We start from the raw sequence: 21,638 nt of genomic DNA, 5'->3' as shown, positions 1-21,638 counted from the left end.
ACGGCGCGCTCGCCACAAAGTTCGGCCGGGCCGGGAAGCCGAGGCACCTCAGCCGTCCAGCGCTTGCGCGAGGATTTTCGCGGCGGCGCCCGAAGCGACAAAGAGCGCGAGCTCGGCCTGCAACGCGGTGGCTGCGAGCACGTGAGGACCTCCGCGGGCGGCCAGCGGTCGGGCCGCCGCGAGCAGCGAGCGCGCCGCGAGGAGGCCGAGGCGCGCTGCGACGCGCTCCGCGGCCACGAGGTAGCGACGTGCGCCCTCGGAGGGCTCGCTCGGCGACGTGAGCTGCTGGAAGGCAAGGTGCAGCTCGAGCTCGGGTCGGGTGCCCGCCAGCAACTCGAACGCGGCGAAGGTGATTTCGTCGGGGGTCCACGCCGCGATGTCCGCGCCGATGACGACCGTCGGAGGCTCGCTCCACAGGCGCTGGAAGCCGCCCTGGCCTTCTTTGAAGTAGACCTTGCGGCTCGACGTCAGGTCCAGCGCGGCGCTCGCGGCCGAGAGCTGCCGGTAGATGGGCATGGCCTTCGTGAGGAGCGCCCTCGAGCTCGTCATGGGGTCGACGAGCTCCTTCAGGCTGAGGCCGAACGACGCGAGCGGCCTCCGCGGTGGCGCGGCGGCTACTTCGGCGCGGGTGGCCTCGGCGTCGCCGAGCTCGCCGTCCGCGAGGGCTCGGAGGATGTCGGTGTGGATCGACAGCGGCGCGGCCTTGGGTGCGGGCTTCCCGAGCACCTCCCGCGCGCTCGGGGGGGCCGCGTCGCCGAGAGTGGTCACCGCCGCGTCAGCCACCATGCGGAGGTCGGTCGGCGAGCCCTTCTCGCCGAGGAGGGCGAGGAGCGCCGCCCAGGCCTCGGCGTGCATGAGGTCGACCTCGAGCACGCGCGTCCACCGCGCGCGCACCTCGGCCGCGGCGGTGGAGCCGGTGCCGCCGCTCACTCGGGCGAGCTTCGCGAGCAGGGCGAGCTCGCTCTCGTTCGCGGGGGCCACGTCGCCCACGTCGTCCACGACCGCGCGGCCGTAGGCGGCCTCGGCGCTCGCCAGGTCGCCTCGTGCGGAGGCCGCGTCGCCCGCGAGCTCGTCGAGGAAGCGCCCGGTCTGACCCGCGCTGCGCGCGCGGGCGAGCAGCGCCTCGACGCCGAGGAAATCGCCGCGCGCGGCGAGGCTCGTCACGAGCGCGGCGGTCACCGCGCGGTTCAGCGGCTCGGCGTCGAACGCCGCGAGCAGCGCCTGGTGCTCGCCCTCGGGGTCGGCGAGGTGCGCTCGGCGGACGGCCGCGAGGCGGAGCCAAAGGGCGGCCGCGACCCGCCCGGTCGCGTTCGCGCGCGCCGCGGCGGCCTCGTCGGCGAGCAAAGTGGCGAGCTCGTCCCAGCGCGACATGCTCTCGAGGAGCGTGCAGAGTGCATCGAATGCCTCGCGGGACCGAGGCGCCACCGAGAGGACGCGGCGGTACGCCTCGACGGCGCGCGGTCGGTCGGTGTCGCGCAGCTCGTAGACCCGCGCGATGCGGAGGAGCATCTCGGGGTCCTCGGCGCCGGTGAGCGACGCGCCGAACGAGGGCTCCGCCCGCGGAATGATCGGCAGCGTGGTGGCGGCCGCGCCCTGGGCTTCCTCGATGAGCGCGATGAACGCCTCGAGGCACGGGCCCGCGTGCTCGAAACGCGCGGACATGGTGCGGTGGGTCGTGCGCGCGAACCAAGCGTCGAAGCCCTCGGGCACCGGCGATCGCGGCGCGAACTGCGCCGCGCGCTCCGAAGGGGGCGTCATCGGGCTGCTCGCGATCTCGATGAGCAGGCCGGTGATGCTCGGATCCGGGCTGTTCGCCGTCGCCCAGTAGTGCGTGCCGGTGAGCAGGAAGTACGCGATGAGACCCAGCGCCCACACGTCGGTCGCCGGCGAGATGAGCGCGCCCGTCTGGAGCTGCTCGGGCGCCATCCACAGCGGAGAGCCGAGCATCTGCGAGTTCTTCAGCGTGCCCTTGGCCTCCTGCGCCCATTTGGCGATGCCGAAGTCGAGGATCTTCAGGGTGAACGGGACGTCTTCACGGCGAGCGCTCGCCAGGAACAGGTTCTCGGGCTTGAGGTCGCGGTGCACGAGGCCGAGGAGGTGCGCCTGTTCGAGCGCGTGGCGGAGCTGTTTCGCGCACTCGCGGACCGCGCTGATGGTCATGGGGCCGCGGTGCGTGACGTGGTCGTCCAGCGTCTCGCCACGGAGCAGCTCCATCACGAGCCAAGGGATGTTCGACTCGGCGTCGACGCCCGCGGCGAGCACCTCCACCACGTGGTCGCTCTCGATCGATGCGGACACCCGGGCCTCGCTCTCGAACCGAGTGCGGTGAGCCTCGTCGGTGGAGAACTCCGTGTGCATCACCTTGAGCGCGCGCTCTTTCCCGGTGGAGAGCTGCTCGACCACGAACACCGAGCCCATGCCGCCCGACGACAGGTGCCGGATGATGCGAAAATCCTTGCCGAAGACGCTCCCGGGCTGCAGAAAGCTCATGTCGCAGCGAGGCTAACGCATTTCCTGCGGGCCGCGCGATTTCACGTAGCGCCGCGCCTCCGCGTCGCGAGGGCGTGACGGAGGTTCAGCGCCCGAGCTCAGCCCTCGGCGCCCTTCACGCGAGCGACGTCCGCGCCCAGCGCGGAGAGCTTCTTCTCGAGCTCCTCGTAGCCGCGGTCGAGGTGGTAGACGCGGCGCACCTCGGTCTCGCCCTCGGCCACGAGCCCCGCGACGACGAGCGAGGCGCTCGCGCGCAGATCGGTCGCCATCACGCTGGCGCCATAGAGCCGGGGCACGCCCTGCACGACCGCCGTGTGACCGCGGAGGGCCACGCTCGCGCCCATGCGCTGCAGCTCCGGGACGTGCATGAAGCGGTTCTCGAAGATGGTCTCGGTGATGACGCTCTCGCCCTGCGCGCAGCACATGAGCACCATGAACTGCGCCTGCATGTCGGTGGGGAAGCCGGGGTGCGGCGCGGTGGTGACGTTCACGGGGCGGAGCGGGCCGGCGCGGCGCACGCGAATGTCGCGGCCCTCGCCCGTCACCTGGACGCCGGCCGAGCGCATCTTCAGCGACAGCGCCTCGAGGTCGTCCCACTCCGCGCCCTCGAGCACCACGTCGCTGCCCTCGTGCATCGCCGCGGCGATCATGTACGTGCCCGCCTCGATGCGGTCGGGGATCACCGCGTGGTCGAACGGCGCGAGCGCGCCGGGCTCGACCCCGGTGATCTCGATGACGTCGGTGCCCGCCCCGGAGACCTGCGCGCCCATCTTGTTCAAGATGCGGCCGAGCTCCTCGACCTCGGGCTCGCGCGCCGCGTTCACGAGCACGCTCGTGCCCTTGGCAAGCGCCGCGGCCATCATGATGTTCTCGGTGCCGGTGACCGTCGGCAGATCGAACACCACCTCCGCGCCCCGCAGCCGCCCGCCGCCGGGCCCCTCGGCGATGACGTAGCCGCGGTCGAGGCGGATCGTCGCGCCCATCGCCTCGAGCGCCTTCAGGTGCTGATCGATGGGGCGCGCGCCGATCGCGCAGCCGCCCGGGAGCGAGACCTTCGCGCGGCCGAAGCGCGCGAGCAGCGGCCCGAGCACCATGACGCTGGCCCGCATCTGCTTGACGAGCTCGTAGGGCGCCTCGGGGCGGACGTTGCTCCCGGCCGCCACGATCACCTCCGGCGTGGCGACCGAGACGTCGCGCCCCATGAAGCGCAGGAGCGCGGCTGTGGTCTCGATGTCGCGGAGGCGGGGCACGTTGCGGAGGCGGCTCTCGCCGTCCGAGAGGAGCGTCGCGCACAGGATGGGGAGCGCAGCGTTCTTCGCACCGCTGACCCGCACTCGACCGCGGAGGGGGGTCGCGCTGCCGCGAACTCGAATGGCGTCCATCGTGGCTCTTTGCCCGAGATTCGGCGGAAAGGCTACCGGGAACGCGGGGTTGTGGGGAGGTGTGAGCGCGTGTGTCCCCGCCCCCTCAGGGCGCGCCTCGCGCCCTCCGCCGAGACGCGGGCCGTGCGCGCCGGCCGCGGCCCGCCGCCTCCCCCCTACCGAGACGACGCCCCTCCCCCGCCGGCGTTCGCCGCTTGGCCGCAGCCGCCGCGCGGTGCTACCGACAGGGCATGGCCTCGCGTCGCACCCAGGTCGCCTCGGCGGGCGCTCGCGTCGTCGCTTGCCTCGCGATGGTCGCGGTCCTCGGGCCCGCGTCGGTCGTGGAGGCCGCGCCGCCCGAGAGCGCCCCGCCCGCGTGCCGCGCGCAGGTGGCCGCCGCGCGCGCGGCCCTCGAGCCGGCGTTCTCCGGCGCGCGCCGGCGCGTCCCGGCGGGGAGCCCGGGCTCGGTCGAGCACGCCATCGCGACCTACGTCCCGTCCCGGCTGAACCCCGTCGCCGAGGGCACCTTGCCCGCCGCCCGTCCGGGGGCGCGGTGCCCGGCCGACATGGTGAGCTTCGCCTCGCGCTTCTGCGTCGACAAATACGAGGGCTCGCTCGTCGAGCGGCTCCCGGACGGCACGCTCCGACCGCACTCGCCGTACCACACGCCCGTCGCGGGAAGCGTGTACATTGCACAGAGTGTGGCCGGCGTCGTCCCGCAGGGCTACATCAGCGCCTCGCAGGCGGAGCGCGCGTGCGCGGCCGCGGGCAAGCGGCTCTGCCAGCCCGTGGAGTGGCGCGCGGCGTGCGGCGGCAGCGAGGGCTACGCGTACCCGTACGGCCCCGTGCGCGCGCCTGGGAAGTGCCACGACCACGGCGCGACGCCCATGTTGACCTACCACGCCGCGACGATGAGCCGCGGCTGGGGCCTCGCCGAGCTGAACGACCCCCGCAACAACCAGCTCGAGGGCGGCGTCGCGAAGACCGGCGCCTCCCCCGACTGCGTGAACGACCTCGGCGCCTTCGACATGGTCGGCAACCTCCACGAGTGGACCGCCGATCCGAACGGCACGTTCCAGGGCGGCTACTGGCTGGACACTTCACAGCACGGCGACGGCTGCGCGTACCGCACCAGCGCGCACGGCTACACGTACCACGACTACTCGACCGGCTTCCGCTGCTGCGCCGACGTCACTCCTTGACGGCTGGAGGCGGCTCGGCCCCGGGCTTGGATCCTTCCTCCCAGTCGGTCCACTCGAGCTGGTTTCGCTCCAGGAACGACCTCACCGCGACGCCGATCGTCGGGAAGAAGAACTCGTGGCCTATCTTCTTTCCCAGGCCGTACCGCTCCAGGCGGTCTTTGACCGGGTCCTTCAGCGCGAACGCAGCGGCTCGCCCGCGGCGGGCTCGGGGCATCTCGGCGGCGGTCGCGTCGGTGTGGGCTCGGCCGCCACCACGACCCAGAGGATGCCGCCCTCCGCGTCGTCCACCGCGGTGACGATGCGCTCCCGGAAGGTGTCGGCGTTGGCGAAGAAGAGCGGGGCGTCCCACCGATAGAGCATGAGCCCCGGCACCTGGCGCGCGGTCGGGCCCCTGGGGCCCCTTCACGCCGTGGGCGTGTGAGCCACGCGCGGCGGATGAAGCGCAGCGACAGGGGGCGCGCCTGAGGGGCGCCGAGCGCGACCGCGGGGAACGCGACGATCGACAGCCGGGCGGCGGCGATAGAAGACCGCACGCGCGACGCCGCTTGGGCAGGGCGGTGGTGGGGAGATTGCGCAGGAGCGACGGCGCGGCGACGAGCAGCGTCACGATCGCGAGGGCCCCCACCACCCCCGTGAGCTGGGTGCGCGAGCCCGCCGACTCGGCGACGGGGGTGCGCGACGAGCTGCTGCTGATGGGGAACCGCGAGAAGCCCGCGACAGGTTCGCCGCGCCGGGCCGAGACTGCGGTCGGACGACCAAGCGGTTTCGGGCGGCGAACGTGCGCGACAGCACGCTCGTGTCCGCGAACGAGACGAGGGCGATGCCCGCGCCCGCCAGGGCCAGATCCCCGAGCTCGGAGAGGGCACGGCAGAGGGGCACCGCGCCCGCGCGCGCGCCCGCCGGCCACGTCACCGCGAGCGTGGCGCCGACCACCGCGAAGAGCACCCCCGGGAGCTTGGGGGCCACCGCCCGGAGCGCGAGGATGAGCACGAGGCAGGCGCCGCCGATCACCACGGCCTCGGGCTTCACGCGGCCCGCGAGCCATCCGCGTACGAAGAGCGCTGCCGTCTCGGGGACGCTGTCGCCGCCCGCCGAGAACCCGCAGAGCTTGGGCAGCTGCGCCACGAGCACGGCGAGGCCCATCCCATTCATGTAACCTGCACTGGCTTCGAGGGCAGGCCGGGGGGCCGCGCGCCCCGGGCCGGCGTAGGGGCCGTGAACAGCGCGAGCCGGCCAGCCCGCGCGATCCGAGCAGCCGCCGTCGCCGAGCCAGGCCGCGGCCCCCCCCGCCCCCCCCCCCCCCGGCCCCCCCGGCCCCCCGCGCCCGCCCCGCCCCCCCGGCCCCGCCCGCCCCCCCCCCCCCCCCCCCCGCGCCCCGCCCGGCGAGCGCCCGCCGGGGAGCAGCCCCGGGCCCGCGCCCCGCCACGACGTCGTCACGCAACCACGCGTGCTGGAAGTGGCGGAGCACCCAGAGGCCCGGGAGCCACGCCGCGAGGCCGCTCGCCGGGGGAGGAGGGACGCCGATCCCGGCCGCCGACATCGGGCCCGCGGGCCCGTACGAGGAGGGCGCCGGAGCTCGGTCGTCGCGCATCACGGGGAGGGTAGCAGAGTCCCATCGAGGCCGCGGGAGCGCTAGCAGGCCGTCAAAGGTTTCGCGGACGCGCTCGCCGGTCGCGCCTCTATGCCACTTAGCGCTCTGCGCGGAGCACACACGGGTAGAGCGAGTGGCCAAAGAGCTCCGTGTACGCCGTGGGGCCGGCGAGCGCCTCCGCCTCCCCCACGAGCGCGGTGGCCGCGGCGCGGCGGCCCGCGAAGTGCTCGCGCGCCGCGAGCGCCATTTTTTCGCTCGCGGCGCGCTCGGCCGGAAGCCGCGCGCGCTCCTCGTCGCGCACTGAGACCGCGTGGTCGAGGGGGCTCGCGTGGTCGGCGTACAGCGTCGCGACGTCGAAGGCCGGCACGCGCCGCTGGAGCGGATACTCGACCACCGGGAGATCGTCGGTCACCGCCGCGTGGCCGGCGGCGTAGCGCTCGAGGGCCGCCCGATCGGCCACGAACGTGCCGAGCAGCGCGGCGGGCCCGGAGAAGCCCGAGCGCGCCAGCGTCTCGCGCACCCGGGGCTCTTCCCACCGCGCGCGCCACCGCGCGAGGTCGAGCGCGACGGGCTCGCTCGAGGCGAGGAGCACAGCCTCGTTCATCGACGGCATCCACAGCGACACGTCGGCGAAGGTCTCGAGCATGCTCCGCACGAGCATGCGGTTCTGCGTGTCCGACTGCTCTTGCATCGGGATCCACTGCGTGACGAGGCCGCCCGGGCGGAGGCGCGCCGCCATGAGCGCGTAGAGCTCGCGCGTGTAGAGGCTCACGGTGCCCGCGGAGATGGGCGGCGGCGGCTCGAACGAGATCACGTCGAAGCGCGCCTCGGGGTGCGCAGCGAGGAAGTGGCGCCCGTCGTCGAGCACCACCTTCGTGCGGGGATCGCGGAGCACGCCGTGGTTCTCGGACTCGAAGTAGGGCGCCGCCGCGAACACCTCCGGGCTCACGTCGACGATCGTGAGCGAGCCGAGCTCGGCGTACCCCGCGAAGGTGCCGGCGGTGGTCCCCGTGCCGAAGCACACGAGGAGCGCGTCCTTGGGGGCCGGGTGGCTCAGCATGGGCAGGTTCGCGAGCGTCGTCATGTAGCGCCGGCCCAGCACCGAGGTGGTCGCGTACGACACCGAGCCGAACTTGAGCTGCCGGAAGCTCCACGGCTTCGCCGCGCACTCGGCGGGGCAGTCGGGCTTGCCTCTGCAGTCCTCCTCGTAGGAGTGCGAGAGCACGGCCACCACGCCGTCGCGCCCCTCCTTCACGTCGAGCGGCGTGCCTGGAGTTCCTCTCAGCCACTGCCCCACGAGCCAGCCCGGCGGCACGGCGAGCAGCGAGAGCGGCGCGAGCGCGAGGGCCGCGACGTAGGTGCGCGCCCTCACGCGGGTCTCGGCGCCCGGGTCCGACCGCACGAGGAGCGCCGCGACGGCGGCGTTCGCGGCCGCCATCGCCACGAACGACCACTGAGTGCCCACGAGCGGAATGGCCACGAAGCCCACTACGAACGATCCCGCGATCCCGCCCAGTGTGTTCACGGAATAGAGCAGACCTACGGTGCGCCCGGCCGCCCGTAGGTGGGTGGTGGTGAGCTGCACCACGCACGGGAACACGACGCCGATCACCGTGGAGGGCACGAGCATCACGATCGCGGCGTGGAGCAGCATGCGGGCGATGTGCGTGCCCTCGCCGGGCAGGAGCGCGCGGAGCCCCTCGCCGAGCGCGCCCGAGTGCCCGAGGAGGACCATCGAGAGCAGCCCGAGGAACGCGAGCAAGAGCTGCGCCGTGGCGAAGATGTCGACGTCCCGGTAGCGGCCCGCGAGCCGCGTGGAATAGAGCAGCGAGCCGAGCACGAGGCCGAGCAGAAAGGCCACGAGCGACATGGAGAAGGCATAGGACGTGGAGTGGACGAACATGCCAATCACTCGAAACCAGAGCACCTCGTAGCCAATCGAGGTGAACCCCGCGACCGCGAACGCGACGACGAACAGGCGGCCCGCGCGGTCTAGCGGAGGCGGTTCGGTCGCGTCGGTCGCGTCGGTCGCGTCGGTCTTGGCGTCTTCGGTCGCGGTGGCCTCGCCGGCCTCGGCCTCGGGAAGAGCGCGCTCCACGCTGTGCGAGACCGCGAAGGAGACCGCTGCCACGAGCAGGTTCACGGCGGCGGCGGCGGCGGCGGCCCGCCACACCCCGTACGCCCCGATGACCCAGATTCCCGCGAGCGCCGCGCCGGTCGCCGCGCCGAGCGTGTTGACCCCGTAGAGGAGCCCGAAGCGCCGCCCCACCTCCGGCAGCTCCCGCGCGACGAAGCGCGTGAGGAGCGGCAGGGTGCCGCCCATGACGAACGCCGGCGGCGCCACCAGGGCGACCGCCAGCAGCACGCGCACGGGGAGGGGGCCACCGCCCGGCGCGCCCAAGAGCGCCGCGAGGCGCGACGCGTCGCGGAGCAGCCACGTGAACACCAGCGCCGAGAGGCCCGTCGCGAGCTCGAGCCCCGCGTACGCCCGCAGCGGGCGCGACACGCGGCCCGCCCATCGCCCGAAGACATAGCTTCCGAGCGCCAAGCCCCCGAGGAAGCCCGACACCACCACGCTCGCGGCGAACGTGGTGTGGCCAACCACCAGCGTGAGGTACCGGAGCCACACGACCTCGAACACGAGCCCGCTCGTGCCCGAGAGAAAGAAGAGCGAGGTGACGCCGAGATCGCGCGCGCGCATGCCGGCACTATCGCACGGCTCGCTCACGGCTCGCTCGACTCGGGGCTCGAGGGGCTCGCGCCGCGCGGGCGCGTGCCCCCGTTCGGTTCGCCAGGAGCGTGAAACGCCCACGGGGGTGCTAGACTCGGCGCGTGCTTGCTCTCGTGCGGTCCGCGATCGTGCTGCTCTACCCCCGCACCGACGAGCTGCCGGGCGCCGAAGACTGCGGGCTCGACGCCTTCCTCGAGCGCTACCGCGAGGAGACCACGCCCCTCGTGTGGTTCGGGGTCGTGCTCGGGGCGATCGTGTTTCACCTGACCCCCGTGTTCACCGTGGGCGTGCCGGTCCCCGCGTTCGCGCTCTCGCCGCGCCTCGGCGACAAGCACGCGCACGCGATCGCCCAGACCGACAGCTACGTGGTGCGCCAGGCGATCTTCCTGCTCAAGCTCGTGGCCGGGCTCGCGTGGGGCCAGGGCGCCGAGGTGCGCGCGCGCCTCGGCCTCCGAGCGCTCCCCCCCGATCCCGACACCTGGAGGACCGAGTGAGCGCTCGGCACGCGCCTCTGCGAGCGACGCCTCCCTCGGGGCGCCACGTGGCCTATCGCAGCAAGGAGGAGCACCACTTCCAGGCGGAGGTCGACTACGTGGTCGTGGGCTCGGGGGCGGGCGGCGCCACCGCCGCGGTCACCCTCGCCCGCGGCGGCGCCAGCGTGGCGCTCGTGGAGGCCGGCGCGTGGCGCGATCCCGAACATTATCCCCACTCGGTGTACGGCGGCATGCGCGACCTCATGGACGACTGGGGCGCCCAGGTCACCATGGGCCGCGCGCTCTGGCCCGTGGTGCAGGCTCGCACGATGGGCGGCACCACCGTCGTGAACAGCGCCATCTGCGTACCCACGCCGGGCGACATCTTCGCCCAGTGGGCGCGCGAGCACGGCGTCACCGGGCTCGAGGGGCCGGTGCGCGCGCACCAGGCGCGCATCGAGCGTGAGCTCTCGGTCGAGGAGGTGCCCGCCGCGGCGCTCGGGCGCGCGAACCTGCTCGCCATCGCGGGCGCCGAGGCGCTGGGGTTCAAGGAGTCGCACGTCATGCGGCGCTACGTCGCCGGGTGTGTGGGCTCGGGGCAGTGCCTCCAGGGCTGCCGCTCGCTGAAAAAGCAGAGCACGAACCTGAACTACGTGCCCGAGACCCTCGCCCGTGGCGGGCTCGTGCTCTCGTCTGCGCCGGTGAGCCACGTGGTGCTCGAGGGCCGCCGCGCGGTGGGCGTCTCGGGCCGCTTCGTGCACCCGCGCACGCGGCGCGAGGGGACTCGGTTCGACGTGCGCGCGCGCAAGGGCGTCGTCGTGGCGGCCTCGGTCACCCACTCTCCGGTGCTGCTCATGCGCTCGGGGGTGCGCCTGCCCGCGCTCGGCGCCCACTTCCGCGCGCACCCGGGCACGGGGGTGTTTGGCTGCTACGACGAGCCGGTCGACATGAACCTCGGCGCCACGCAGGGGTGGGCGAGCACCGGCTTCCGCGACGAGCCCGGGCTCAAGCTCGAGACCCTCGCGATACCCTTCGAGCTCGTGGCCAGTCGCCTCTCGGGCGGGGGAGTCGAGCTCATGCGGCGCCTCTCCGAATACCGACACATCGCCATGTGGTGTCACGCGGTGCGCGCCGAGTCAGTGGGGAAGATCACCTCGTCACTGCTTGGTAATCCAGTGGTGCATTATACACTCAATCCTGCCGACATGGAGCGCTTCCGCCAGGGCATGTGGCTCGTGGCCAAGCAGCACGTCGCGGCGGGCGCGAAGGCGGTGCTCCCGGGCATCTCGGGGATGCCCTACAAGCTCGCGGCCGACCAGATCGACACTCTCAAAGACGCGCCGCTCGATCCCCGAAAATACGTGGCGATCTTGAGCCACCTGTTCGGCGGCTGCGTCATGGGCACCGATCCGAAGCGCAGCGTGGTCGACGGCCTCGGCCGGGTGCACGGCTACGAGGGCCTGGTCGTCGCCGACGCGTCGGTCATCCCCACGAACCTGGGCGTGAACCCGCAGCACACCATCATGGGCCTCGCCGCCACCTTCGCCGAGGCGCTGCTCGCGTAGCGGCCGGCCTTCAGGCCGGGCAGGAGCAGGGAGAGCCCGGGGGGCCTCGCGCGAAGCCCGGCGCTGCGCCGGGCTCGAAGATCATCGCCGCGAATAGCCGCGGAGCGCGCCCTCGAGCACCGAGTGGAGCTTCGCCGCGCTCTCGCGCCAGGTGCCCGGGCCCGTGCGGCGCACCGCCTCGGCGTCCCAGGGCTTGCGCAGCGCGGCCGTGAGCGCCGCGGCCAGGGCGGCCGGATCTTTCGCGGGCACGAGCGCGCCGGCCTCCGGATCGCGCAGCACGTCGGGGATGCCGCCGACGCGCGTGGCCACCACCGGCCGCCCGCTCGCGAGCGCCTCGAGGACGGCGTTCGGCGTGCCCTCGCGCCAGCTCGGCAGCGTGAACAGATCGCTCGCCCCGTGCCACCGCGCGATGGCCGAGAGCGGTTGACCGCCGAGCACGCGCACGCCGTCGCCGTGGCCGCGGGCCCACTGGTCCACCTTGACGCGCGACACACCGTCGCCCGCGAGCACGAGCGTGGCCGAGGGCTCGTCCCGCGCGACCTGGTCCCACGCCGTCATGAGCTCGTCGATGCCTTTCGCCGGCTCGAGCCGTCCGACGAAGAACACCACGCGACGATCGACGCCAACGCCGAGCTCGCGCCGGGCCTCGGCCTTGTCTTGCAGCCGAAACACCCCGTCGTCGACGCCGTTGCCGACGAGGTGAATGCGCGCGCGGTCCACCCCGAGCAGGGCGAGCTCGTCCGAGAGCGGCTCCGACACCGACACGAGCGCGTGGGCCTGGGGCAGCACCCGCGAGAGCACCGCGCGCGCGCTGGGCCGCTTGGCGATCACGTTCAGGTCGGACCCGTGGACCTTCACGACGGACGGCTTGCCCAGCATGCGCGCGAGGAGCACCGCCGCGCACGAGTCGGGGTACGCCCAAGTGCCGAAGATCACGTCTGCTGACGCGAGGAGCGCCCGATGGGGCGCGGCCGACGCCAAGTAGAGCGGTACCGCGATCGGCACGCCGACCTTGGGCACGTAGAGCTGCTTCAGATAGGTCGTACGTATTCCGGCGACGAGCTCACTTCCCGGGAGGGCGGCGAGCTTCGCGGGGCGCGGCGGCTGCCCGGTGACGCCCGCCAGCGGGAAGCTCGCGACGGCGGCGAGGACCTCGAGATCGCACAGGTTGGCGAGCTCACGGAACTGCTGACGGTTGAAGGCGGCCTCGAGCGGCTCGAGGCTGTTCGGCCAGATTTGGGTGACGGCGACGACTCGCACGCGACCACCCTACGACCTCGCGCACCCGCATAAAAGGGGACTCCCGCCCGGCGACCTCGGCGCCGATCGGCGACCGCCAAATTCCCCCCTCCACGGGTTTTCGGTTGGTGTCCGCTCCAAGGTGGGGCAACATCGGGAAAAGTCGGGGGCACAGGGTGTCGCCGCCTCCCGAACACCATGTGGCTTCTTCTTCTCGCGCAGCTCGCCCAGCCGGCCAAGCCGCCGGCTCGCCCACCCCGCGCGCCCACGACGAAGCCCGCTGAGCCCGCCCCGCCCGCGCCACCTGCTCAGCCAGCGCCGAGGCCCGCAGCGCCCGAGCCCGCGCCGCCCGCGCCGAAGGCCACGGAGCCCGCGGCGAAAGGGCCCGCGGAGCCCGGCGCCGGATCGCCTCCCCCGAAGGCGCCCGCGCCCGGCGGGGTGGGCGGCGCGCCAGTCACGCCAGCGACCCTCGCCGATCCGAAAGATCCGCGCACGAGCAGCACGACCCTCGCAGAGGGCACCGGGCTCCTCCCTATCGATCCGCGCACCACGCGCGACGAGCAGTTCGACCCGCGCGCCGCGGCCCAAGCCGAGGAAGAGCGCCGCGAGGCCGCCGCCCAGGTGCTGAGGGCCCAGCAGCGCTCCGCGTCCCGCGGGGCGCGAGGCGCGCGCCTGCTCGATCCGGAGGGCCGCCCGGTCCAGCACCGCCCCACCGAGATCACCACGTTCGCGTCGCTCGTCGCGGGCTACAACAGCAACGTCATCCAGACCCAAGACGTCGAGAACGGCCCGGTCACGCCGCACCCGGCGGCGTACAACGCCGTCGAGGGGCGCGTGGAGCTCGAGTTCTGGGGCAAGGGCGAGGAGCCGCAGCAGCTCAGCCTCCAGGTGCTCGGGCAGCAGTACTACAAGCTCGACAATGGGCCCGCGCTCCCTCAAGACGGCAGCGTCCTTGGGCTCTACGGCGGCGGCTTCAGCCTCGGACGGAGCACGCGCCTCGCCATCCGGGCGTTCTCCAGCGTGCAGACCCTGAACTCGTCGCGCCAGCAAGACGGCGCGCTGTTCCAGGTCGACCCCGCGAACGTCCAGCGCACGTTCACGCTGTCGAACCTCACCTTCCAGCTCCTCCAGGAGATAAGCCCCACCACCCGGTACGTGCACGTCGTCGGCGCCACCGCGAGCACCACCCTACGCGACGAGCCGAGCCTGCTGTCCGACGGCAGCCGCCTCTTCCACCGCGGCCTCGACTACGTGCAGCTCAACACCTCCGGCACGGTGCTGAAGGACGTGGGCCAGAGCGCGCGCGTGTTCGGCGACGTCGAATACGAGGGGCTCTACAACAACTTCTTCCTCGACTTCACGCGCAACGTCCCCGTCCGTCGCGGCGACTTCTCGGTGCACGTCGGCCGCGTGAACGCGGGCGCCACGTACTTCGCGAGCGAGGCGCTCTCTGTCACGGGGCGCGGCGGGGTCGCGGTCGGCACGCCCCCGCCGATCTCGGTGCCCACGCCGGCGCCGGTGCCCGGCACCCCGGTCGATCCCAACGCGCTCGACCCCGACGATCGCTCGCTCATCGTGAGCCCACAAGCCGGCGGCGAGGTGCTCTACCAGAAGCCTACCTTCGAGGCGCAGCTCAGCGCGGGCTACGTGTTCGGAGCCGCGAACCCCCGCATCGGCTACGGGCGCACCACCTCGATCGACGGCTTGATCGGCGGCGTCCCGTTCCCCTCTCACGCCACCCTGCGGAACGTGGCGGTGCTCATGACCGGCACGGTGAGCCGCGCCGTGCTCCGCCCGAACAACGACGGCGAGGCGTTCCTCACGTTCGCGGGCGTCACCGCCCTCGTGCGCTACAGGCTCACCAACTGGCTCGGGGCGCTCGGGGGGTACTCGAACCGCTACGTCAATTTCTCCGGCACGCTGGCGGCGCCCGATCTGCTCCGGCATCAGGTGTTCTTCGGCCTCTCGGGGTTCTTCACCACCGACGTCACCGAGCCGCCGCCGCTCTCGGTGTTCTCGCCGCCGCGCCCCACGGGCTGACCTCGACGACCGAGCTCTCGCGCGAGCTTCGGGTGAGGCGGGAGCGGGCCAGACATGGATCGAGTTCGATCCATACGAAAGGCCGTCGGCCTACATCGCCGCACGCTTCCACCGAAGCGCGCACCGGCGAAAAACCGCCACAACATGGCCTCCGCGCGTGCGCGTCCGCGCTCGCCCGGGGTCTCGGCCGGCTTGCCTCGTGGCTCGCATGTTGCTTCGCTGAAGCGATGCTGCGCCTTCGACGAACCGGCCCCCTCGCCCCGCACCGCCTCCTGCGCGGCGTCCTGCTCACGCTCGCCGTGGGTGCGTCGGCCGCGGTCGCTGGCTGCAGCGCCGGCGCCGACGATCTCGTGAGCGCGGCCGCGAGCCTCGAGCAGGAGCACGCGCAGGCCCTCGAGGGGGCGCACGGGGGCCCGTTCAAGGTCGAGGTGTCCACCGAGCTCGGCAACGTGCGCCACCTCGAGGGGCGCGTGCCCCGCGCCGCGCTCAGCGGCGGCACGCCAGGTCGTCAGGCGGTCTCGTTCCTCGCCGAGCACGGCGAGCTGCTCGCGATCGGCGAGCCGTCGGACGTGCCCCGGGCGCTGCGCGTGGTGAGCGAAGAGGTGAGCGCGAGCGGCGCGCACGTGCGGCTCCAGCAGGTGGAGGGCGGCGTGCCCGTCCGCGGCGGCGAGGTCCTCGCGCACTTCGACGACGATGGCGCGCTCGTCGCGCTCGACGCCCACGTGGTCCGCGGGGTGCGGCTCGCGTCCACGGTGCCCGTCGTCACTGCGCAGGCGGCGGCCGTGCGGGTCGAGGCGGAGCTGCTCGCCCGTGTCCCTGATGTGACGCGGGCGGATGTCCGGCCGGCCGCGGCCGGTCCCGAGCTGGTCGTCTTTGCGACGCCTGGAGCGCCCGCCCGGCTCGCGTGGCACCACGTCGCGCGGGCCATGAGCGCGACCACGGCGGCCGTCCTCGACGTCACCCTCGACGCGATCACCGGCGCGGTGCTCGAGGCGTTCGACGATCTCGAGACCGTGAAGGCCACGAGCCCCGGCGTGCTCGGCGACATGAAGACCTTCGAGGTCACGGAGAACGGCGGGTCGTTCACGATGGTCGACAAGACCCGCCCCGCCGAGATCCGCACCCACACGGCCGCCACGACGCAGTCGCTGCCCGGCACGATCGTCGGCTCGACCGCCGTCAACACGTGGGACACCACGGTCGCGCGCGGCAAGGGCGCCGCGGTCGACGCGCACTTCTTCGCCGGGTTCGTCTACGACTATTACAAGACCAAGTTCAACCGCTCCGGCATCGACGGGCGCAACGCGCCCATGATCTCGACCGCGCACTTCGGCAACAACTACGAGAACGCCTTCTGGGACGGCACCCAGATGGCCTACGGCGACGGCGCCACGCGCTTCAAGCCGCTGTCCGCCGGGCTCGACGTGGTGGCGCACGAGTTCACCCACGGCATCACCACCAGCACCTCGAAGCTCGTCTATCAAGGGCAGCCGGGCGCGCTGAACGAGGCCATCTCCGACATCTTCTCCTCGTTCATCGAGCACACCTACAAGGCCGACGACCGGAACAACTGGCTCACCGGGGAGACCATCGGGGCGTCCGGCCCCATTCGCGATCTCGCGAACCCCAGGGCGAAGGGGCAGCCCTCGCACATGAAGGAGTTCGTCAACACGCAGCAAGACAACGGCGGCGTGCACATCAACTCCGGTATCCCGAACAACGCCGCGTTCCTCATGACGATGGGCGGCACCAACCCGTATTCGAAGGTGGTGGTTGGCGGGAGGCTCGGCTGGGAGAAGGCCGAGAAGCTCTGGTACGAGGTCGAGACGAAGTACCTGATGTCGACGTCCGACTTCAAGGCGGCGGCCACCGCCTCGAAGACCGCGGCCGTAGCGCTCAAGTTCAGCGCGGCCGAGGTGGCGGTGGTGGAGTGCGCGTGGATCGCGGTCGGCGTGCTTCCCGGCGTGTGCGACGAGGCCGCGAAGGGAACACCCACGGTCCCCGACGCGGGCACGCCCGAGCCCAGCGGCGATGGCGGCGCGGGCGCGGTCAGCGACGGGGGCGCGCCCACCGCCGACGGTGGGCCAGGGGCCTCCCGGCCGGCGCCGCAGACCCTCGTCGTTCAAGACGGCGGCGGGTGCGCCGCCACGGGCGCTCCCACGGGCAGCTCCCCCGGGGCGCTCGTGGGGCTCGGGCTCGGCGCCGCCGCCGTCCTCGCGCGCCGCCGCCGCCGACTTCGGGCAGGGGCTCCCTCGAAGCACAGAGACAGCACACCCATGCAGTGTGCACGCGTCGAAGGCGACGCGACCGCGCGCGTGCTAAGCCCCCGCTAGCGCGCGCCGATACGGAAGAGCACGACCTTCACCGTGTCGAGCATCACCGAGAGGTCGAAGAGCACCGAATACGACTTGATGTAATAGAGGTCGTACTCGAGCTTCTGGAGCATGTCCTCGGCCGAGGCTCCGTACTCACACCGCACCTGCGCGTGGCCGGTCACGCCGGGCTTCACGTAGAGGCGCTGCTTGAAGTACGGCACCTGCTGCTCGAGCTGCTCGATGAACACGGGGCGCTCCGGGCGCGGGCCCACCATGCTCATTTCGCCCTTCAGCACATTCCAGAGCTGCGGCAGCTCGTCGATGCGTGTCTTGCGGATGAAGGCGCCCACGCGGGTGATGCGATCGTCGTTCTGCTTGGCGAACTGCGCGCCGTGCTTCTCGGCGTCGGTGCGCATGCTGCGAAACTTGATGATCGTGAAGAGCTTCCCGAACTCGCCCGCGCGCACCTGCTTGTAAAAGATCGGACCTTTCGACTCCAGGCGGATCAGGATGGTCGTGAGCGCCATGATGGGCGCGGCGAGGATGAGGCCGAGGACCGCGCAGACGAGGTCGAGGATGCGCTTGAGCCGACGCGTAGTGACGCGCGCGGTGAAGCCCTCGGCGAAGATGAGCTGGCTCGGCTTGAGCTCCCGCACGTAGATCTTGCCGGTCATGGACTCGTAGAAGTCGACGCCCTCTTCGACCTCGATGCCACGGAACTTGATCTCGAGGAGCTGCTCGACCGGCAGCGTGCCGCGGCGCGCCGGGTAGGCGACGAGCACGAGGTCCACGCCTTCGCGAGTCACCACCTCGGCGAGCTCGCCGTAGGTGCCGATGACCGCCTGCTCCTCGTCGATCGCGGCGCGATCGCGGCCGAGCATGCCCACGAGCTCGAGGCCCGTGCTCGGGTTGTCGCGGATGAGCATGGCGATCTCTTTGGCGAGGCCGCCCACACCGACGATGAGGGTCTTGCGCCGGAAGCCCGCGCTGTCGGTGAGCGAGTCGTAGACGATGCGCCACCCGGGGAGCACCACCGCCACGAGGGCGACCGACGAGAGGTAAATGCCGCGGCCGATCTCGAAGCGCGGCAGGAAGTAGTAGACGAGCACGTTCACGAGCGTCGAGAGCGCGAGCGCCTTCAACACCTTGGAGAACGCCTGCTGCGGCTGGCGCACGAACTGCGGATCGAAGAACCCGGCGTAGTAGAGGACGCCCTGCAGGATGATCGCGAACACGATGGCGCGCTTGACGACGTTGCCGTAGCTGAGGCCGTCGTGGACGCCGAGCCGAATCACGCCCGCCGCGACCACGAGCAGGCCCACGAGCACGAGCTCGAAGAGGAAGACGAGGACACGCCTGGGTGAGCGGAAGAGGTCGAACATCGGGCGCGGGCTCCGGGGCTTGCGGGCTTACGTGGCCAAGGCGGGGAGGGCGCCCGGCGCCGTCGTGCGAGCGGCGGCGAGTGGCGGAAGCCGAAGCGAGGCCCGGGCTCGCGAGCCGGCCACCGCGCGTCGCTACGGGACGATGACCGTGTCGCCGGTCTGCAACATGAGGTTCTGCTGCAGCTGGTTGTCTTTCACGACCGCGCCGTAGCTGAACGGGATGCGGCGCTCGCCCCGCGCGTCGCGGCGGACGATGACGATCTCGTCGGGCGCGGCGAGGCGCGTGAAGCCGCCAGCGAGCGCGAGGCCCTGCACCACCGTGACCTGGTGGTTCGGCGTGAACTCACCGCCGCGCTGAACCTCGCCCACGACGTAGATCTTGTACGAGCGCACCTCCGCGACCTGCACGGTGATCGGCGGCTGATCGGCGAAGTACTTGGTGACGCGCTTGCCGATGTCGGCCGCGACCTCGTCGACGTTTTTTCCCTCGGCCATGATGTCGCCGATGAGCGGGAGAGAGATCGCGCCGTCCGGCCGGACGGTGACCTGCTGGCTCATCTCGTCGTGCTTCCACACGCTGATGCGGACCACGTCCCCAGGTCCAATTTTGTAGCCGGCGGCGCGCTCCGCTGCCCAGTTGTAGGTACGGGTGCTGCTGCACCCCCCGAGCGCGAGAGCGCCCACGAGAATGGCAAGTGAGACGAGACGCATGGTTTCCTCGTATCATACTTCCGGCCGCCTCCGGGAAGCGGCAAAGCTCGTCGTTGGAAGGAAACGGAATGTTGCAGCCCTTCGTGACCATCGCCATGCCCTGCCTCAACGAGGAGGCGTACATCGAGTCCTGCATTAGGACTGTACTTTCGCAGGATTACCCGAGAGATCGCCTGGAGCTCGTGGTCGCCGACGGCATGAGCATGGACGCGACGCGCGAGATCCTCGCGCGCCTCGCCGCCGAGGACGCGCGCATCCGCGTGATCGACAACCCCGCGCGCATCCAGTCCGCCGGGATCAACGGGGTCCTGGCCGTCGCGCGCGGCGAGATCCTCGTGCGCATGGACGTCCACTGCGAGTACGCCCAGGACTACGTCTCGCAGTGCGTGCGGGTCCTCGGCGAGAGCGGCGCCGACAACGTGGGTGGCGCGCAGCGGGCCCGGGCCAAGAGCCTCTTTCAGCGCGCGCTCTGCGCCGCGCTGGACAGCCCGCTCGGGGTCGGCGGCGCGAAGTACCGCTCGCCCGAGAGCGAGGGCTTCGTCGACACCGTCTTCCTCGGCGCGTTCCGCCGACGCGTGTTCGAGAAGATGGGCATGTACGATCCGAAGGCCGTCACCAACGAGGACGCGGAGCTGAACCAGCGCATCATCGAGGGTGGCGGGAAGGTGTACCTCTCGAAGGACATCGTCGTGCACTACTTCCCGCGCGGTAGCTTCCAGGCCCTCGCCAAGCAGTACTACAAGTACGGCCAGGGCCGCGCCCGCACCCTGCTCAAGCGCGGCAAATTCTTGTCGATCCGGCCCGCGATCCCGTTCCTCGTCACCCTGTCGGGCGCGGCCATGTTGCTCACCTCGCCGCTGCAACCTTTCACGCCGCTCGCGTTCGCGGCGTACGCGCTCGCCACCGGCGCCGAGGCCGTGCGGGTCGGGCGCGCGCTCGGTCCGCTGGGCGTGCCGCTCGTGTGGGCGATGTTTCCCGTGGTGCACGTCTCACACGGGGTAGGCTTCGGCGTCGGGCTCGTGAAGTACAAGCTCTCGCCGGACTGGCCGGCCGAGCCCGAGCGCCTCGCGCCCCTCGATCCCTCGCTCGGCCTCACCCCCGAGCCCTCCACTCCGTGAGCTGAACCTTGTCCGTCGTCGGAGCCGCGCTCCTCATCATCGTCCTGTTCGTGCGCCCGCAGGAGTGCGTTCCGGCGCTCGAGCCGTTCAAGCTGCTCTACATCGCCATCGGCCTCGGCGTGGTCGGCATCGGCATCGATCTGGCCACGAACAAGCTGAAGCTCGGCTCGCCCCAGTGGCCCGTCATGCTGGCGTACGTCGCGTGGAACGTCATCTGCACGGTCGTGAAGGTCGGCCCCGAGCCGATCGCGGGAATGACCGTCACGCTCTTCTTCCCGGTCATTTACTTCACGATCATCTGCTACTCGGCCCGCACCTACGAGCGCTACAAGGGGCTCGGCACCGCCATGCTCTTCGTGTCGCTCGCGCTCGGCGGCGCGGGCATCTACCAGGGGCGGAGCGAGTTTCAGTGCATCAAGATCTCCGAGGGCGAGGATCGCTCGGAGGCCCACGACAAGTCGAAGGGCGAGCCCGACGGCCGCGACTGCCTCGACAGCTACCAGTGCCGCGAGGACCGCGACCCGAAGGACGACTACGAGTGCGAGCGCCCCGGCCTGTTCGGCACGTTCAGCGTCGCGAACGGCCGCGCGCGCTGGCGAGGCACGCTCTCCGATCCGAACGAGCTCTCGGTGTTCATCGGCGCCGGGCTCACGTTCATGTTCGCGCTCTACAGCGTGATGCAGAGCAAGACCAAGAACCTCCTGATCGCCGTGTCGCTGGGGGTCGTCTTCTACTGCGTCATACTCACGGGCTCACGCGGCGGCATCCTCGTGCTGCTCGCGATCTTCGGCGTGTACTTTCTGCGAAAATACGGGCTCAAGGGGCTCGTCGTCGCGGGCGTCTGCGGCTCGCCCGTGCTCCTGCTCGGTGGTCGCTCGGGCGAGGACGCCGAGGCCTCGTCGCTCGAGCGCCTCGGCGCGCTCTACGACGGCGCCGACTTCTTCAAGCAGAGCCCCATCTTCGGGCTAGGTCACAACCAGTTCATCGAGAACTACTTCATCACGGCCCACAACTCGTACCTGCTCTCGGCGGCCGAGCTCGGGCTCCCCGGCATCATCCTCTGGTTCGCCCTCGTGTGGTCGAGCGTGAAGATCCCGTGGGAGGTCGCGTTCCGCCCGCCGTGGGGCATGGATCCGCGCCTCTACCCGTTCTCGGTGGCGCTCATCACGTCGTTCGCGGGCATCCTGGTGGGCATCTTCTTCTTGTCGTTCACCTACCACCCGATGATGTTCGTCTACTACGGGTTCTGCGGCGCCTACTACGGCGCGGTGAAGCGTACGGCGCCGCACTGGGAGGTGAAGATGACCCAGAAGGACTGGACGTGGGTGTCGGTCGCTGCCACGGCGACCATCTTCGTCATCTTCATCTACACGCGCGTGAAGGGGCAGCCGTAGCGGCCCGTTGCGCCGTTGCGCGCACG

General features: G+C 71.8%; 16 protein-coding genes. 7 read left to right on the top strand and 9 right to left on the bottom strand.

Features of this window, described 5'->3' with window-relative positions; all coding sequences use genetic code 11:
• Window positions 1-48 precede the first annotated feature (48 nt).
• Window positions 49-2,490 carry a serine/threonine protein kinase gene (locus IPQ09_02170; GenBank protein MBL0193028.1) on the bottom strand — a complete coding sequence of 814 codons (2,442 nt, stop codon included), beginning with the start codon at window positions 2,488-2,490 and terminating at the stop codon, window positions 49-51.
• A 98-nt stretch (window positions 2,491-2,588) separates the two neighbouring features.
• Complete coding sequence (gene murA / locus IPQ09_02165; GenBank protein MBL0193027.1) at window positions 2,589-3,872, bottom strand: UDP-N-acetylglucosamine 1-carboxyvinyltransferase; 1,284 nt, start codon at window positions 3,870-3,872, stop codon at window positions 2,589-2,591.
• Window positions 3,873-4,102: 230 nt separating this feature from the next.
• On the opposite strand from murA, the gene IPQ09_02160 reads away from it, so the two are divergent.
• Window positions 4,103-5,053 carry an SUMF1/EgtB/PvdO family nonheme iron enzyme gene (locus tag IPQ09_02160; protein MBL0193026.1) on the top strand — a complete coding sequence of 317 codons (951 nt, stop codon included), beginning with the start codon at window positions 4,103-4,105 and terminating at the stop codon, window positions 5,051-5,053.
• Here IPQ09_02160 and IPQ09_02155 read toward each other — a convergent pair.
• The 4 genes from IPQ09_02155 to IPQ09_02140 form a co-directional block, all read right to left on the bottom strand.
• Window positions 5,043-5,267 (bottom strand): hypothetical protein, encoded by a 225-nt coding sequence (locus IPQ09_02155; GenBank protein ID MBL0193025.1) that lies wholly within the window; start codon window positions 5,265-5,267, stop codon window positions 5,043-5,045. The genes IPQ09_02160 and IPQ09_02155 overlap by 11 nt on opposite strands.
• On the bottom strand, window positions 5,225-5,413 hold the full coding sequence (locus tag IPQ09_02150) for a hypothetical protein (protein MBL0193024.1): 189 nt from the start codon (window positions 5,411-5,413) through the stop codon (window positions 5,225-5,227). The genes IPQ09_02155 and IPQ09_02150 overlap by 43 nt, the downstream gene beginning before the upstream one ends.
• Before the next feature lie 243 nt (window positions 5,414-5,656).
• Window positions 5,657-6,205 carry a hypothetical protein gene (locus IPQ09_02145; GenBank protein ID MBL0193023.1) on the bottom strand — a complete coding sequence of 183 codons (549 nt, stop codon included), beginning with the start codon at window positions 6,203-6,205 and terminating at the stop codon, window positions 5,657-5,659.
• 536 nt (window positions 6,206-6,741) lie between these two features.
• Window positions 6,742-9,345, bottom strand: a complete 2,604-nt coding sequence (locus IPQ09_02140) for a fused MFS/spermidine synthase (GenBank protein ID MBL0193022.1) — start codon at window positions 9,343-9,345, stop codon at window positions 6,742-6,744.
• Window positions 9,346-9,476: 131 nt separating this feature from the next.
• Between IPQ09_02140 and IPQ09_02135 the strand changes: the two genes are divergently transcribed.
• Both IPQ09_02135 and IPQ09_02130 read left to right on the top strand, forming a co-directional pair.
• Window positions 9,477-9,869: a hypothetical protein gene (locus IPQ09_02135; GenBank protein MBL0193021.1), complete on the top strand. Its 393-nt coding sequence runs from the start codon at window positions 9,477-9,479 to the stop codon at window positions 9,867-9,869.
• Window positions 9,866-11,413, top strand: a complete 1,548-nt coding sequence (locus tag IPQ09_02130; GenBank protein MBL0193020.1) for a GMC family oxidoreductase — start codon at window positions 9,866-9,868, stop codon at window positions 11,411-11,413. The genes IPQ09_02135 and IPQ09_02130 overlap by 4 nt, the downstream gene beginning before the upstream one ends.
• A gap of 81 nt (window positions 11,414-11,494) precedes the next feature.
• Here IPQ09_02130 and IPQ09_02125 read toward each other — a convergent pair whose 3' ends face one another.
• Window positions 11,495-12,673, bottom strand: a complete 1,179-nt coding sequence (locus IPQ09_02125; GenBank protein MBL0193019.1) for a glycosyltransferase — start codon at window positions 12,671-12,673, stop codon at window positions 11,495-11,497.
• Window positions 12,674-12,850: 177 nt separating this feature from the next.
• Between IPQ09_02125 and IPQ09_02120 the strand changes: the two genes are divergently transcribed.
• Complete coding sequence (locus IPQ09_02120; protein MBL0193018.1) at window positions 12,851-14,692, top strand: hypothetical protein; 1,842 nt, start codon at window positions 12,851-12,853, stop codon at window positions 14,690-14,692.
• Window positions 14,693-14,919: 227 nt separating this feature from the next.
• Window positions 14,920-17,025 carry a peptidase M4 family protein gene (locus tag IPQ09_02115; GenBank protein MBL0193017.1) on the top strand — a complete coding sequence of 702 codons (2,106 nt, stop codon included), beginning with the start codon at window positions 14,920-14,922 and terminating at the stop codon, window positions 17,023-17,025.
• Here the strand turns inward: IPQ09_02115 and IPQ09_02110 are convergent.
• Both IPQ09_02110 and IPQ09_02105 read right to left on the bottom strand, forming a co-directional pair.
• Window positions 17,022-18,389: a sugar transferase gene (locus IPQ09_02110; GenBank protein MBL0193016.1), complete on the bottom strand. Its 1,368-nt coding sequence runs from the start codon at window positions 18,387-18,389 to the stop codon at window positions 17,022-17,024. The two genes, IPQ09_02115 and IPQ09_02110, sit on opposite strands and share 4 nt — an antisense overlap.
• 132 nt (window positions 18,390-18,521) lie before the next feature.
• On the bottom strand, window positions 18,522-19,100 hold the full coding sequence (locus IPQ09_02105) for a polysaccharide biosynthesis/export family protein (protein ID MBL0193015.1): 579 nt from the start codon (window positions 19,098-19,100) through the stop codon (window positions 18,522-18,524).
• Between the two features lie 68 nt (window positions 19,101-19,168).
• On the opposite strand from IPQ09_02105, the gene IPQ09_02100 reads away from it, so the two are divergent.
• The gene (locus IPQ09_02100) at window positions 19,169-20,218 is read left to right on the top strand and encodes a glycosyltransferase family 2 protein (protein MBL0193014.1); all 1,050 of its coding nucleotides are present in this window, start codon (window positions 19,169-19,171) and stop codon (window positions 20,216-20,218) included.
• Window positions 20,219-20,226: 8 nt separating this feature from the next.
• Window positions 20,227-21,612, top strand: a complete 1,386-nt coding sequence (locus IPQ09_02095; GenBank protein MBL0193013.1) for an O-antigen ligase family protein — start codon at window positions 20,227-20,229, stop codon at window positions 21,610-21,612.
• Window positions 21,613-21,638 lie beyond the last annotated feature (26 nt).

This window comes from Myxococcales bacterium, from assembly GCA_016720545.1.
Classification (GTDB): Bacteria; Myxococcota_A; Polyangia; order Polyangiales; family Polyangiaceae; genus JAAFHV01.
This window is presented reverse-complemented; position numbering and strand designations above follow the sequence as displayed.

What these genes read in the sequence shown, in the direction of transcription:
- IPQ09_02160 (MBL0193026.1), top strand. Translation starts at nt 4,103, where the DNA reads ATGGCCTCGCGTCGCACCCAGGTCGCCTCGGCGGGCGCTCGCGTCGTC.
- IPQ09_02120 (MBL0193018.1), top strand. Translation starts at nt 12,851, where the DNA reads ATGTGGCTTCTTCTTCTCGCGCAGCTCGCCCAGCCGGCCAAGCCGCCG.
- IPQ09_02150 (MBL0193024.1), bottom strand. Translation starts at nt 5,413, where the DNA reads ATGCTCTATCGGTGGGACGCCCCGCTCTTCTTCGCCAACGCCGACACC.
- IPQ09_02155 (MBL0193025.1), bottom strand. Translation starts at nt 5,267, where the DNA reads ATGCCCCGAGCCCGCCGCGGGCGAGCCGCTGCGTTCGCGCTGAAGGAC.
- IPQ09_02110 (MBL0193016.1), bottom strand. Translation starts at nt 18,389, where the DNA reads ATGTTCGACCTCTTCCGCTCACCCAGGCGTGTCCTCGTCTTCCTCTTC.
- IPQ09_02170 (MBL0193028.1), bottom strand. Translation starts at nt 2,490, where the DNA reads ATGAGCTTTCTGCAGCCCGGGAGCGTCTTCGGCAAGGATTTTCGCATC.
- IPQ09_02100 (MBL0193014.1), top strand. Translation starts at nt 19,169, where the DNA reads ATGTTGCAGCCCTTCGTGACCATCGCCATGCCCTGCCTCAACGAGGAG.
- murA (MBL0193027.1), bottom strand. Translation starts at nt 3,872, where the DNA reads ATGGACGCCATTCGAGTTCGCGGCAGCGCGACCCCCCTCCGCGGTCGA.
- IPQ09_02105 (MBL0193015.1), bottom strand. Translation starts at nt 19,100, where the DNA reads ATGCGTCTCGTCTCACTTGCCATTCTCGTGGGCGCTCTCGCGCTCGGG.
- IPQ09_02140 (MBL0193022.1), bottom strand. Translation starts at nt 9,345, where the DNA reads ATGCGCGCGCGCGATCTCGGCGTCACCTCGCTCTTCTTTCTCTCGGGC.
- IPQ09_02145 (MBL0193023.1), bottom strand. Translation starts at nt 6,205, where the DNA reads ATGAATGGGATGGGCCTCGCCGTGCTCGTGGCGCAGCTGCCCAAGCTC.
- IPQ09_02115 (MBL0193017.1), top strand. Translation starts at nt 14,920, where the DNA reads ATGCTGCGCCTTCGACGAACCGGCCCCCTCGCCCCGCACCGCCTCCTG.